The sequence below is a fragment of the Pseudomonas sp. S2_E01 genome, assembly GCF_054668365.1.
On record NZ_CP162762.1, the window covers coordinates 1,016,026 to 1,028,538 of the forward strand.

Sequence of the window (12,513 nt, forward strand, 5' to 3'; positions counted from 1 at the left end):
CACTGTGAAAGCATTGCAAGGCGTGGAAGGTCAAGTGGCATGGGTTGAAGAGCCCAGTCCTACGTGTGATGTAGGGCAAGTTCGCATTCGCGTGTCGGCTGCAGGCCTCAATCGCGCCGATTTATTACAAAAAGCGGGCCTTTATCCGCCGCCGCCGGGGGCGAGCCAGGTGCTGGGCCTGGAGTGTTCAGGGGTGATCAGCGAAGTCGGTCCGGGGTCGTCCTGGCAAGTCGGCGACCGCGTTTGCGCCTTGCTGGCCGGGGGTGGCATGGCCGAAGAGGTGGTAGTCGACGGACGGCACGTGCTGCCGGTGCCGGAAGGAATATCCCTGATCGAAGCCGCCGCATTACCTGAGGTTTACGCAACGGTCTGGCTGAATTTGTTTCAATTGGCTGCGCTCCGGCCCGGTGAGAAAGTTCTCCTGCACGCCGGAGCAAGTGGAATCGGTTCAGCCGCCATTCAGCTGTGCAAGGCATTCGGCAACCCGTGCTGGGTCAGCGTCGGCTCTGCCGAGCGCTTGGCCTACTGCGAAGCGTTGGGAGCCCAGGGTGGCGTGTTGCGAGGCGATGGCCTGGAAGGCTTGAGAGACCTGGGGCCGTTCGACGTGATCCTCGATCCGGTCGGTGGCAATTACGCTGCGCTGAACCTGAAGCTGCTGGCCAGCGATGGCCGTTGGGTGCTGATCGGCCTGATGGGGGGCCGTGAGGCCAAGCTGGATCTGGCGCAGGTGCTGGCCAAACGTGTGCAATTGCTGGGTTCGACCCTGCGCAGTCGCGACGATCTGTTCAAGGCCGACCTGTTCAGCGGACTCAGCCAGCATGTGTGGCCGTTGTTTGCCGACGGTCGCCTGAGCCCGCAACTGGCGAAGACTTTCCCGATCAAGGATGCCGAAGCGGCGTTTGCCGAGTTGGCGAGCAATACGGTGGCGGGGAAGGTGGTGTTGGTGATTGATGAGAGCCTGACCTGACAGCACAGGACCTGTGAGAATACTCACATACTTGTAGGAGCGAGCTTGCTCGCGATAGCGGTGTGTCATACAAAACTGTATTGGCTGATACACCGCAATCGCGAGCAAGCTCGCTCCTACAGGGGGACGGGGGGATCGGATTTATTTCCAGAGATGAATCGGCCAGCCAGCCTTCTCTGCATGCTCGCGCAACACCGGGTCCGGATTCACCACGTGCGGGAAATCCACCTTCAGCAGCAACGGCAAATCGTTGCGTGAGTCCGAATAGAAACTCGCGCCTTCGAGGTTTTCCTCTTCCGCGTCCAGCCATTCCAGCAAGCGAGTGATCTTGCCTTCGCGGTAGGTCAGGGTACCGGTGGTCTGGCCGGTGTAAACACCATGCGCAACCTCCAGTTCGATGCCGAGAATCTCGTCGATGCCAAGCCGTTCGGCAATCGGCCGGACCAGGTGAGTGCCCGACGCGGAGATCACCAGAATGCGGTCCTCGGCTTTGCGGTGGGCGGCGATGGCTTTGGTTGCCTCGCTGAAAATGATCGGTTCGATGACGTCTTCCACCCAGGGGCCGACCAGGTGGTCGATCTCTTCGGGGGTGCGCCCGATCATGGGCTCCAGGCTGAAGGTCATGTAGTCCTCCATGCGCAGCTTGCCGTGGCTGTAGGCGTCCATCAGTTCGTTGTTGCGAAGCATGAACGACTCCGGGTCGACCCAACCCAGCCGCCCCATCTGCTCAGCCCAGAGGGTGGCGCAGTCGCCGTGGATAAGGGTTTCGTCCAGATCAAAAATTGCCAGGGCCATGGGGGGCTCTCGGTGAGAGCAGCTTCAAGCCGTGAGCTTCAAGCTGCAAGAAAGGGATCAGTTGGCCGGCAGTCTACGGCTTGCAGCTTGAAGCCTGAAGCCTGAAGCCTGAAGCCTGAAGCTTGAAGCTTGAAGCTTGAAGCTTGAAGCTTGAAGCTTGAAGCTTGCAGCTGCTCTCATGCCACCTCACGCAGGGCCGTCGGATCGATGGAAAGCGACAGGCGCTGGCCATCGGGGTGCAAGTCCGTCGCCGAACGGTTGAGCACATCCACCACCAGTTCCACCCCCCGGGCCTCGACGCGATAACGAATCACGTTGCCCAGCAGACTGTGGCTGCGCACCTGGGCATCGAGTTCGCCTTCCAGGCTCAGCTCGATGGCCTCCGGGCGGATGGCGATGCGATGGTTGATCGGCCGTTGCAGCAGCTTGGTTGCGCTGTCCGCATCCAGCAGATTGTAGTTACCGATGAAGCCGGCAGCGAATACATCCACCGGCGCGGTGTACAAGGTTTCGGCGTCGCCACTTTGTACGATCTTTCCCTGATTCATCAGGAAAATCCGGTCGGACATGGTCAGCGCTTCTTCCTGGTCATGGGTAACGAAGATCGTGGTAAGGCCGAGTTCGCGCTGGATCTGACGGATCTGTTCGCGCAGATGCTTGCGAATGCGCGCATCGAGGGCCGATAGCGGCTCATCCAGCAGCAACAGACGCGGGCGTGTCACCAGTGAACGAGCCAACGCAACGCGCTGGCACTGGCCACCGGACAGTTGATGCGGGTAGCGCGAAGCGAAGTCGCCGAGCTCCACCAGTTTCAACACTTCGGCGACCCGTTTGTGGCTATCGTCGCTGTTGACCTTCTGCATGCGCAGGCCAAACGCGACGTTTTGCTCAACGGTCATGTTCGGGAACAGCGCGTAACTCTGGAACACCATGCCGATCCCGCGCTTCTGCGGGCTCAGCGGAACGATATCGACGCCATCGAGCAGGATCTTGCCGCCATCCACCGGGGTCAGCCCGGCGATGCAGCGAAGCAAGGTCGACTTACCGCAACCGGAAGGCCCCAGCAGGGTAACGAACTCGCCTTTTTGAATCTCGCAATTGATGTCACTGAACACCGTGGTGCCGGCGTAGTTCTTCTGAAGGTGTTGGACGCTGACGTAGCTCATTCGCTTTTGTCCTTGTTCAAGATGTTGGCCGCCCAGGTCAGAACCAGCACGAAAAAGAAGTAGGAAATCACCAGCGCACTGGTGAAGTGACCGCTGCTGTTGCGCATGTTGTTGAGGTAGACCTGCAGGGTCTCGTAACGGGTGCCGACGAGGATGTTGGCGAAGACGAACTCGCCGAACAGGAAGGAGAACGACAGCAGCAGCGCCACCATCAAACCCTTGCGCAGGTTGGGCAGCACCACCAGGAACGCTGCTTGCCAGGTGCTGGCGCCGAGCAGTTGTGCCGCGTCCATCAGGTCGCGCAGGTTGATCGCTTGCAGGTTGTTGGTGATTGCGCGGTACATGAAGGGCAGGGCAATGGTGAAGTAACAGCCGATCAGAATCCACGGCGTGCCGACCATTGCGAAAGGCCCGGAACCGTAAAGTTGCAGCAGCCCCACTGACGACACCACCGGCGGCACCGCGAAGGGCAACAGGATCAGGATGTTCATCAGCGCATCGAGTTTCGGAAAGTGGTAATGCACCACGAACAGCAACGGCAGGATCAGGACCACCGACAGGACCAGCGCGCCGACGCACACCACCAACGATTGGCCGAAGGCGTGGAGAAAGCGCGGGTCGCTCCACAGCGCGATGTACCATTTGAGGGTAAAGCCGCTGGGCAGGATGGTCGCCGACCAACTGCTGGCGATCGAGTAGACCAGCGTGCCGGCCAGGGGCAGCAACAGAATGGCAAACAGCAAGCACACCACGACCCGGTGATAAACAGCGACGGGCCCCCGTTCAGCGCGAGACATGGTAGCTCCTCTTCAGCAGCAGCTGATGCACGATGGTCACCAGGGTCATCAACGCCACCAGCACTACGGCCAGGGCACTGGCCAGGTTAGGGTCCAGGGAAATATCACCGGACACCATCGCCGCGATGCGGATCGGCAGTACGTTGAAGTTACCGGTGGTCAGGGCGTACACCGTCGCGTAGGCGCCGAGGGCGTTGGCCAGCAGGATCACGAAGGTGCCAAGCAGTGCCGGGGTCAGCACCGGCAAGCCGATGTGCCGCCAGAACTGCCAACCGCTGGCACCGAGCAACTCGGCGGACTCTCGCCAGTCTTCGCGCAAGGCGTCAAAGGCCGGGTACAACAGCAGCACCCCCAGCGGAATCTGGAAATAGGTGTAGAGAATGATCAGTCCGGTCTTGGAATACAGGTTGAAGTCCTGGATCAGTCCGGCCTGCTTGAGCAGGATGGTGAAGCTGCCGTTGAAACCCAACAGAATGATGAATGCGAAGGCGAGGGGCACGCCGGCGAAGTTGCTGGTCATGTTGGCGAAGGCGTTGACGAAATTTCGCAGCTTCGAGTCGACCCGCCGCAGCGAGTAGGCACCGAGGACGGCAATGAAGATGCCGAATACGCTCGACCAGAAACTGATCTCCAGGCTGTACTGGATCGCCTGCAGGTAGAACTTGGAGCTGAAGATCTTGCTGAAGTTGGCCAGGCCCCAGCCGAACTCTTCCGATTCCAGGCTGTTGATCATCACCCAGGCGAGCGGAGCGATCTCGAACACGATAAAGAACAGGGTAAAAGGCACCAGGCACAGGGCCGCGAGCCACTTGCCGCGCGTCATGGCATTCACTTGAGCAGCTCCGGGCATACGGGTTTATCGTGGGGCACGCCCAGCAGTTCGCAGACCGTGCCGCAAATTTGCGTCTGTTTCGGTGTGGCGCTGGCGTCGAGGCTGAAGGCGTCACCGAAGACGAACAGCGGCACCTCGCGTTCTTCAGGCAACAGGCCATTGTGCGAGCGATCGCTGTTCATGCCGTGGTCGGCCGTCACCAGCACCTGGTAGCCGGCGTCCAGCCAGCCTTGCAGGTAGTCGGCGAGAATGATGTCGGCCGTGCGGGCACTGTTGCGGTATTGCGCGGTGTCGAGGCCGTGCTTGTGCCCGGCATCGTCGATGTTCATCGGGTGCACCAACAGGAAGTTCGGCGCATGGCGCAGGCGCAGGTTTTCCGCGTCGGCGAACAGGTGTGAATCGGGGTAGTGATCGTTCCAGTAGAAATGCCCATGCTGGATCGGCAGTTGCGGGTCGTCGGTATGACGGTCGCGCGCGGCGATGAACGGCGAGCGGTTGTACAGTTCGCTGACCCAGTGATAAGCCGCTGCCGCCGTCGTCAACCCGGCCGCGCGGGCGTAGTGGTAGATGCTGCGCTGGTTGGATAGGCGCGAGACATGGTTATGCACGATGCCACTGTCGATGGGCGGGACGCCGGTCAGGATGCATTCGTACAGGGGGCGTGACAGGGCAGGCAGTTCGCACTCCAGCTTGTAGAGCGCCGCCCGTCCTGCGCCGACGTAAGCCTGCAAATGCCCCATGGCGTGGTGTGCAACCTCGTAGTTGAGACCGTCGAGCACCACCAGGATGACGTTGTGTTTCATAGGGGCGAAAACTCCGCGGGCAGAAATTCCGAATGTGGCGCGGTCCATTGTGGGAGCGGCGGTGCGACGACTCGCCTTGCCCGCGATGGCGGCGAAACAGTCAATGCATCGGTAACTGACACAATGCCATCGCGGGCAAGCCCGCTCCCACAGGGATCCCAGTGGGAATCAGGAAGCGGGTTTTACCGCCTTACTTCATCTCAACAATGACTTCTTCGTTCCACTTCTGCGGCAGGGCCTTCGAAGTCTTTTCCCACGCGTCCGCGTCCTTGATCGGGGTGACCTTCTTGTACTGCTCGTTCGGCAGCAGCTTGGCCTGTACGTCGGCTGGCAGGGTGAGGTGCTCAGCGCGGATCGGACGTGCATTGCCCTTGGCCAGGTTGATCTGGCCGGCGTCGCTGAAAATGTATTCGCGGGTCAGCTTGGCGGCGTTGGGGTTCTTGGCGTATTTGTTGATGATGGTGGTGTAACCGGAAATCACCGAGCCGTCGGACGGGATCAGCACCACGTAATCATCCGGGTTCGCCATCTTGGCCTTGTAGCTCAGGCCGTTGAAGTCCCAGACCACCCCCACTTCGATCTCGCCCTTTTCCATGGTGGCGATGGTCGGGTTGGCCATCGACAGGCGACCCTGCTTGGCGATGTCGGCGAACAGCAACAGCGCCGGTTGCAGGTTCTTCTCGTCGCCACCGTTGGCCAGTGCGGCGGCCAATACACCGTTGGCGGCTTGGGCGGCGGTGCTCACGTCACCGATGGACACCTTGTATTTGCCGTCCTTGAGATCAGCCCACTTGGTGGGTACGTCGGAACCGTGCAGCAGTTTCTTGTTGACGATGAAGGCGATAGTCCCGGTGTAGGCAAGGGCCCAATGACCATCCTTATCCTTGGCCCAGTCGGGGACCTGTGCCCAGGTGCTTGGTTTATAGGGTTGCGTCACATTCTGCTTGACCGCAATCGGGCCAAAGGCAGCACCGACGTCCCCGATGTCAGCGCTGGCGTTGTCTTTTTCAGCGGCAAACTTGGCGATTTCCTGCGCGGAACTCATGTCGGTGTCGAGGTGCTTCAGGCCATATTGACTGGCCAGATCCGCCCAGGTGCCTTTCCAGTTTGCCCAGTCATCGGGCATGCCGACGCTGTTGACGGCGCCTTCGGCTTTCGCAGCGGCTTCCAGGGTTTTCAAATCATCAGCGGCCATGGCGGCGGTACACAGGGCAATGGTCGAGCCTAACAGTGATGCCAGGAAAAGCTTTTTCATTCCGAAGCTCCTTTGGGCGTTTTCAACGCTGCGATTGCGGTTGTGTTGGTCTAGGTCAGCAATACCTGAGCCAATCTAGGTGGGCTGGATGACATTTTGATGTCTGCCGATTTTTTTCACGTCGCAGTGCTCAGGGTTCGAGATAAGCGTAGACCATGCCAAGGGCGCCGGAATTGTGGGCCTTGGCCATCAAATTGCAGGGGGGAGGAGCGTACCGTTCGGTTGTTTTGTCATCTGTCAGTCATCAGCAGTGCCTAGGCTTCCAGGAAGTTGATAACGCCGTTTCCAACCCGGCCTCGCCCCGAAACAGTGCTGGTCTAGTCCAGATGGGTAACATTGATGCGTATTGAAGCGACGAAGGCGGTCACCGCCATCGGGCAGGTTTTGCAGGAGCAACTTGATCACGGGCTATTGGCACCCGGCAGCAAGTTGCCGGCCGAGCGCAAGCTCAGTGAGTTGTTCGGCACGACGCGGATCACCCTGCGTGAAGCTTTGTTGCAGTTGGAGGCACAAGGGCACATCTACCGCGAGGAACGTCGGGGATGGTTTGTGTCGCCGCCGCGCCTGGCCTACAACCTGATGCAGCGCAGCCACTTTCACGCGATGGTCAGCGCCCAGGGCCGGGTACCGTCCACCGAGATGATTTCGGCACGGTTGCTACCGGCGTCGGCGGCGGTGTGTGCCTGGTTACAATTGCCGGCGCTGTCGAGCGTGATCCAGATCTGTCGGGCGCGCAGGATAGATGGGCGGCTGGTGCTCTACGTCGAGCACTACCTCAACCCTCAGTATTTTCCGGGGATACTGGATTTCGATCTGAATCAGTCGATTACCGAATTGTACGCCCGTCATTACGACCTGCATTATGGTCGGGTGCGCTTCGAAATCGTCCCGACCGCGTTATCGGTGGATGCGGCGGCGGCGTTAAGGGTGTCGGTCGGCAGTCCCGGGTTGCGTATTGCCCGGGTCAATTACGATCAGCACGAGCGACTGATCGACTGTGACCTGGAGTTCTGGCGGCACGATGCGATTCACGTCAGTGTCGATGTGGTTTGAGCCTGGCCGCCGCAGACTCTCGGGTTTCGTCAACCGAATCGGTAGATGTCCATGCCGAGCGCGCCCATGGTGAAGCCCTGGTGGCTGATACTGAATGCACCTCCAGCGCCTCGCGCGAAGTACAGCGGCAACAGGTGCTCATCGCTTGGATGATTACGCACGGCGTTGGGTGCCAGCCGCCGGTAATCATGCAGCGCCGCTTCATCATTGGCCTCTAGCTTCTCGATCATCCAGTCGCGGAAGACCTTCGCCCACGGCTCGACGCTTTCCGGACCGGCATGCCAATCCAGCTCGCGCAGGTTGTGAGTGATGCTGCCAGACCCGATCAGCAGCACTCCCTGTTCGCGCAGGCTGCGCAATGCCTGGCCCACACGGGTCTGCAGGGCAGGCCCTTCGTGGGTGGGCAATGAAACCTGCACCACCGGGATGTCGGCTTGTGGATACATCAACGACAACGGAACCCAGACGCCGTGGTCGAAGGGCCGATGATTGTCGAGGCGCGCAGGCAAGCCGCTGTCATTCAGCAATCCAACCACCGAGGCCGCCAGCTTTGGCTCGCCAGGCGCCGGGTACTGCACCTCGAACAACGCACGCGGAAAACCGCCGAAGTCATGCCAGGTTTCCGGGTGGGGGTTGGCGCTGACCAGCAGCTCATTGCTTTCCCAGTGGGCGGAAACAATCACGATGGCCTTGGGTCTGGGCAATTGTGCGGCAATACGGGCGAGCGCAGGTCCACTGTCGCCGGGCTCGAGGGCCAGCATGGGGGAGCCGTGGGAAATGTACAGGCTGGGGAACATACAGGTGCTCCAAAGAGTAAGATGGCTCCATCTTCAATCAGATCATTGATCTAAATCTAATATAAGTTTTAGGGTGTTTTGATCGAATTATTCGGAGATAGGTATGCAGCCCGAGTTTTGGCACAAGCGCTGGCAGTCGAATCAGATCGGCTTCCACCTGCCGCAAGTGAACCCCTACCTTAAGCGTTTCTGGCCGCAATTGCGGCTGGAAGACGGCGCTCGGGTGTTGGTGCCGCTGTGTGGGAAAAGTCTGGATTTGTTGTGGCTGGCGCTAGAGGGGCACGAAGTCCTGGGCATCGAATTGTCGGAAAAGGCCATCGAAGACTTTTTCGAGGAACATGAGTTTGACCCGGACGTCAGTGTGCAGGGGCCCTTCAAGGTCTATCGCGCCGGGTCTATCGAGCTGTGGTGTGGTGATATTTTCGAGCTGACAGCCGGCGATGTGGCCGATTGTGCCGCGCTATACGACCGGGCGGCACTGATCGCCCTGCCGCCGGCCATGCGTGAACGATATGCCGCCCACCTCAAGCGAATTGTGCCCAAGGACGCGCTGGGACTGTTGATCACACTGGATTACGACCAGGCGCAGAAAGACGGACCGCCGTTTGCCGTGCTCGACGACGAGGTGCAGCAACTGTTCGGTTCGGCGTGGTCGCTGAAGATTCTCGAAGACCAGGATGTGCTGGAGGAGAACGGCAAGTTTGCCGAAAGTGGAGTGACGCGGCTGGAAGAGCGGGTTTACCGCCTCCAAAGTTGACCCAATCCCTGTAGGAGCGAGCTTGCTCGCGATGGTTGTCAGGGCGCCGCTGGGTGTCAGGAAGCCAGCGTTATCGTTGACCTCCATCGCGACGGTTCGACGCCTCGACATGCTCGCTCCTACAGGGACCCCGGCGTTCCTCTGGACAAAAAAAGGCCCGCATCTCTGCGGGCCTTTCGTTTTACCGGCTCTCGATCAACCGCGACGATGCAGCGCGTTGATACGCTCTTCCAGCGGCGGATGGCTCATGAACATGCGGGCCAGGCCCTGTTTGATGCCACCGTTGATACCGAATGCATTCAGGGTGTCCGGCATGTGCACCGGCAGGCCTTGTTCGGCACGCAGCCGTTGCAGGGCGCCGATCATCGCACCGGTGCCGGCCAGACGGGCGCCGGCTTCGTCGGCGCGGAATTCGCGCTTGCGCGAGAACCACATCACGATGGCGCTGGCCAGGATACCCAGGACCAGTTCGGCGAAGATGGTCGCTACGTAGTAGGCGATGCCTTGGCCTTCTTCGTTCTTGAAGATCACTTTGTCGACGAAGTTGCCGATGATCCGCGCAAAGAACATCACGAAGGTGTTCACCACGCCCTGGATCAGGGCCAGGGTAACCATGTCGCCGTTGGCAACGTGGCCGATTTCGTGGGCCAGGACGGCTTTCACTTCATCCGGTGAGAACCGCTCGAGCAAACCCTGGCTGACAGCGACCAGTGCATCGTTCTTGTTCCAGCCGGTGGCGAAGGCATTCGCCTCGTAGGCCGGGAAAATCCCCACTTCGGGCATCTTGATCCCGGCTTCGCGGGACAGTTGCTCGACCGTTTGCAGCAGCCATTGCTCATGGCGGGTGCGCGGCTGGGTGATGATCTGGGTGCTGGTGCTCATCTTCGCCATCCACTTGGAGATGAACAGCGAGAAAAGCGAACCGGCGAAACCAAAGACCGCACAGAAAATCAGCAGCTGATTGAGGTTGAGATCAACCCCGTTGGCCGCCATGAACCCGTTGAAGCCGAAGAGGCTCAGGGTGATGCTGGCAATCAGCACGACCGCCAGGTTAGTGGCCAAAAACAGCAGGATGCGCATCATGGTTGTAGAAATCTCCTTATGCTAAAGATGTAGCGTACTGCGGGGTATATAAGGTGCTGCACGGGGCTATTCAACCGGGTGACTATTTCAAACTGTGTCCTACAGCCAAAGTCTAGTTGCTTGCAGGGCATTTCCGATGGCAGCGGCAGACAGGTTTGTCAGGCAAATGCCCTCGCATATCCCTGTCAATGTTAGACGTGAGCGCGCTCGGCGCGATGGCGCAACGAGAAAACTCGTCACCGAGGACTTGGCGCAGAAGAGGTGTTGCTGAATTATTCCTCGTGCGACTTTCCGGAGAAAGCCGCACGAAGCAGCCCCTTTACTGGCGATAGGATTTCAGGAAGTTGCCGATGCGGCCGATGGCCATGTCCAGGTCATCTACACGGGGCAGGGTCACGACGCGGAAGTGGTCCGGCCATGGCCAGTTGAAGGCCGTGCCTTGCACCACCAGCAGCTTTTCCGAGAGCAGCAGGTCAAGGACGAATTTCTCGTCGTTGTGGATCGGGCAGACTTTCGGGTCGATGCGCGGGAAGGCGTACAGCGCTCCCATCGGTTTCACGCAACTGACGCCGGGAATGTCATTGAGCAGCTCCCAGGTACGGTTGCGTTGTTCCAGCAGGCGACCCGGCGGCAGTACCAGGTCATTGATACTCTGATAACCGCCCAGGGCCGTCTGGATCGCGTGCTGGCTCGGCACGTTGGCACACAGGCGCATGTTGGCCAGCATGTCGATGCCTTCGATGTAGCTCTGTGCGTGGAGCTTCGGACCGGATATGGCGATCCAGCCGGAACGGAAGCCGGCTACGCGGTAGGACTTCGACAAACCGTTGAAGGTCAGGCAGAGGAGGTCCGGCGCCAGCGACGCGGTGCAGATGTGCACGGCATCGTCGTACAGGATCTTGTCGTAGATTTCGTCGGAAAACACCACCAGGTTATGTTGGCGAGCCAGCTCCAGCATGCCCAGCAGCACTTCTTTGGAGTACACGGCGCCGGTCGGGTTGTTCGGGTTGATGATCACCAGTGCCTTGGTGTTCGGGGTAATCTTGGCCTTGATGTCGGCCAGGTCCGGCCACCAGTTGGCCTGCTCGTCACACAGGTAGTGCACCGGGTTGCCGCCCGACAGGCTGACCGCGGCGGTCCACAGCGGATAGTCCGGGGCCGGCACGAGCACTTCGTCGCCATTGTTGAGCAGCGCCTGCATCGACATCACGATCAGCTCGGAAACGCCGTTGCCCAGGTAGATGTCCTCGATGCCGACACCTTCCACCTGCTTTTGCTGGTAGTACTGCATGACCGCTTTACGGGCGCTGAACAGACCCTTGGAGTCGCTGTAGCCCTGGGCGGTGGGCAGGTTGCGGATGACGTCCTGGAGGATTTCGTCCGGCGCTTCGAAACCAAAGGGGGCCGGGTTGCCGATGTTCAGCTTGAGGATGCGATGGCCTTCCTCTTCCAGGCGTTTGGCGTGCTTGAGCACTGGGCCGCGAATGTCGTAGCAGACGTTGGCGAGCTTGTTCGATTTGCTGACCTGCATGGCGATGTGTTCCCGAAAATGAACGATCCAGGCGGCATTTGACCTACCGTACTGGGAATCCTGTGTAACCACAGGCCTGACGCTTTGAAGTGCGGATACGTTGAATACGCCTGGCCTGGGTGCCAGACTGGCGTTTGACGAGGCGCAATCATACGTGCCGCCCGATCCGTGGAAAAGGTACAGATCGGGCTTTTTCAGTTGCCGAGGTGTGATGATGGAAAAGTTGGAAAAAACGCTGGAAGAATGGCGGGCGATGCTCGATCCGGAGCAGTACAACGTTTGCCGCCTCAAGGGCACCGAACGGCCGTTCTCCGGAAAATACAACGACAGCAAGGTCGATGGCGTTTATCACTGCATCTGCTGCAATGAGGCGTTGTTCGACTCAAAGACCAAATTTGACTCTGGTTGCGGCTGGCCGAGCTTCTATGAGCCGATCGCCGACAGCGCCATGGTCGAGATCCGCGACGTCAGCCACGGCATGATCCGCACCGAAGTGGTCTGCGCCAAATGCGATGCGCATCTGGGGCACGTGTTCCCGGACGGTCCGCCGCCGACAGGCCTGCGTTACTGCATCAACTCTGTGTGCCTGGACCTGGTGCCGCGCGAATAACGAGCAGGGAACGATCCAGTGATCGCTCCTTGAATATTTAAATTGCACACAATTCAATTGCTCGCTA

13 protein-coding genes are annotated in these 12,513 nt (G+C 59.7%); 4 read left to right on the forward strand and 9 right to left on the reverse strand.

Translation table 11 applies throughout. The features are described from left to right. Positions 1 to 4 precede the first annotated feature (4 nt). The gene (locus AB4O36_RS04790) at positions 5 to 967 is read left to right on the forward strand and encodes a zinc-binding dehydrogenase (RefSeq protein WP_460141155.1); all 963 of its coding nucleotides are present in this window, start codon (positions 5 to 7) and stop codon (positions 965 to 967) included. 141 nt (positions 968 to 1,108) lie between these two features. On the opposite strand, the gene AB4O36_RS04795 is transcribed toward AB4O36_RS04790, so the two are convergent. From AB4O36_RS04795 to AB4O36_RS04820, 6 genes are all read right to left on the reverse strand, one after another. Beyond that, entirely contained in the window at positions 1,109 to 1,762 is a 654-nt protein-coding gene (locus AB4O36_RS04795) for an HAD family hydrolase (RefSeq protein WP_460141156.1), read from the reverse strand. A 176-nt stretch (positions 1,763 to 1,938) separates the two neighbouring features. After that, positions 1,939 to 2,928, reverse strand: a complete 990-nt coding sequence (locus tag AB4O36_RS04800) for an ABC transporter ATP-binding protein (RefSeq protein WP_460141157.1) — start codon at positions 2,926 to 2,928, stop codon at positions 1,939 to 1,941. Further along, positions 2,925 to 3,725 (reverse strand): ABC transporter permease, encoded by an 801-nt coding sequence (locus AB4O36_RS04805; RefSeq protein ID WP_460141158.1) that lies wholly within the window; start codon positions 3,723 to 3,725, stop codon positions 2,925 to 2,927. The genes AB4O36_RS04800 and AB4O36_RS04805 overlap by 4 nt, the downstream gene beginning before the upstream one ends. After that, positions 3,712 to 4,548: an ABC transporter permease gene (locus AB4O36_RS04810; RefSeq protein ID WP_460126589.1), complete on the reverse strand. Its 837-nt coding sequence runs from the start codon at positions 4,546 to 4,548 to the stop codon at positions 3,712 to 3,714. Before AB4O36_RS04810 ends, AB4O36_RS04805 begins: the two co-directional genes overlap by 14 nt. Positions 4,549 to 4,553: 5 nt before the next feature. Beyond that, positions 4,554 to 5,360 carry an alkaline phosphatase family protein gene (locus tag AB4O36_RS04815; RefSeq protein ID WP_460122070.1) on the reverse strand — a complete coding sequence of 269 codons (807 nt, stop codon included), beginning with the start codon at positions 5,358 to 5,360 and terminating at the stop codon, positions 4,554 to 4,556. Positions 5,361 to 5,550: 190 nt separating this feature from the next. After that, positions 5,551 to 6,615 carry an ABC transporter substrate-binding protein gene (locus tag AB4O36_RS04820; protein ID WP_460122072.1) on the reverse strand — a complete coding sequence of 355 codons (1,065 nt, stop codon included), beginning with the start codon at positions 6,613 to 6,615 and terminating at the stop codon, positions 5,551 to 5,553. 339 nt (positions 6,616 to 6,954) lie between these two features. Here AB4O36_RS04820 and AB4O36_RS04825 point away from each other — a divergent pair, with 339 nt between their 5' ends. Further along, positions 6,955 to 7,668 (forward strand): UTRA domain-containing protein, encoded by a 714-nt coding sequence (locus AB4O36_RS04825; protein ID WP_460122074.1) that lies wholly within the window; start codon positions 6,955 to 6,957, stop codon positions 7,666 to 7,668. A gap of 29 nt (positions 7,669 to 7,697) precedes the next feature. On the opposite strand, the gene AB4O36_RS04830 is transcribed toward AB4O36_RS04825, so the two are convergent. Beyond that, entirely contained in the window at positions 7,698 to 8,465 is a 768-nt protein-coding gene (locus AB4O36_RS04830; RefSeq protein WP_460122075.1) for a DODA-type extradiol aromatic ring-opening family dioxygenase, read from the reverse strand. A 103-nt stretch (positions 8,466 to 8,568) separates the two neighbouring features. On the opposite strand from AB4O36_RS04830, the gene AB4O36_RS04835 reads away from it, so the two are divergent. Then, positions 8,569 to 9,222, forward strand: a complete 654-nt coding sequence (locus AB4O36_RS04835) for a thiopurine S-methyltransferase (protein WP_460122077.1) — start codon at positions 8,569 to 8,571, stop codon at positions 9,220 to 9,222. A gap of 195 nt (positions 9,223 to 9,417) precedes the next feature. On the opposite strand, the gene htpX is transcribed toward AB4O36_RS04835, so the two are convergent. Next, positions 9,418 to 10,305, reverse strand: a complete 888-nt coding sequence (gene htpX, locus AB4O36_RS04840) for a protease HtpX (RefSeq protein WP_460122079.1) — start codon at positions 10,303 to 10,305, stop codon at positions 9,418 to 9,420. Between the two features lie 319 nt (positions 10,306 to 10,624). Beyond that, positions 10,625 to 11,836, reverse strand: coding sequence for a pyridoxal phosphate-dependent aminotransferase (locus AB4O36_RS04845; protein ID WP_460122081.1), 1,212 nt, complete (start codon positions 11,834 to 11,836; stop codon positions 10,625 to 10,627). Positions 11,837 to 12,050: 214 nt separating this feature from the next. Between AB4O36_RS04845 and msrB the strand changes: the two genes are divergently transcribed. After that, the gene (gene msrB / locus AB4O36_RS04850) at positions 12,051 to 12,446 is read left to right on the forward strand and encodes a peptide-methionine (R)-S-oxide reductase MsrB (protein ID WP_460122083.1); all 396 of its coding nucleotides are present in this window, start codon (positions 12,051 to 12,053) and stop codon (positions 12,444 to 12,446) included. Positions 12,447 to 12,513: the final 67 nt, after the last annotated feature.

Coding starts and splice junctions, on each gene's coding strand:
- AB4O36_RS04815 (WP_460122070.1), bottom strand. CDS start 5,360: ATGAAACACAACGTCATCCTGGTGGTGCTCGACGGTCTCAACTACGAG.
- msrB (WP_460122083.1), top strand. CDS start 12,051: ATGGAAAAGTTGGAAAAAACGCTGGAAGAATGGCGGGCGATGCTCGAT.
- AB4O36_RS04825 (WP_460122074.1), top strand. CDS start 6,955: ATGCGTATTGAAGCGACGAAGGCGGTCACCGCCATCGGGCAGGTTTTG.
- AB4O36_RS04805 (WP_460141158.1), bottom strand. CDS start 3,725: ATGTCTCGCGCTGAACGGGGGCCCGTCGCTGTTTATCACCGGGTCGTG.
- htpX (WP_460122079.1), bottom strand. CDS start 10,305: ATGATGCGCATCCTGCTGTTTTTGGCCACTAACCTGGCGGTCGTGCTG.
- AB4O36_RS04800 (WP_460141157.1), bottom strand. CDS start 2,928: ATGAGCTACGTCAGCGTCCAACACCTTCAGAAGAACTACGCCGGCACC.
- AB4O36_RS04835 (WP_460122077.1), top strand. CDS start 8,569: ATGCAGCCCGAGTTTTGGCACAAGCGCTGGCAGTCGAATCAGATCGGC.
- AB4O36_RS04810 (WP_460126589.1), bottom strand. CDS start 4,548: ATGACGCGCGGCAAGTGGCTCGCGGCCCTGTGCCTGGTGCCTTTTACC.
- AB4O36_RS04845 (WP_460122081.1), bottom strand. CDS start 11,836: ATGCAGGTCAGCAAATCGAACAAGCTCGCCAACGTCTGCTACGACATT.
- AB4O36_RS04820 (WP_460122072.1), bottom strand. CDS start 6,615: ATGAAAAAGCTTTTCCTGGCATCACTGTTAGGCTCGACCATTGCCCTG.
- AB4O36_RS04795 (WP_460141156.1), bottom strand. CDS start 1,762: ATGGCCCTGGCAATTTTTGATCTGGACGAAACCCTTATCCACGGCGAC.
- AB4O36_RS04830 (WP_460122075.1), bottom strand. CDS start 8,465: ATGTTCCCCAGCCTGTACATTTCCCACGGCTCCCCCATGCTGGCCCTC.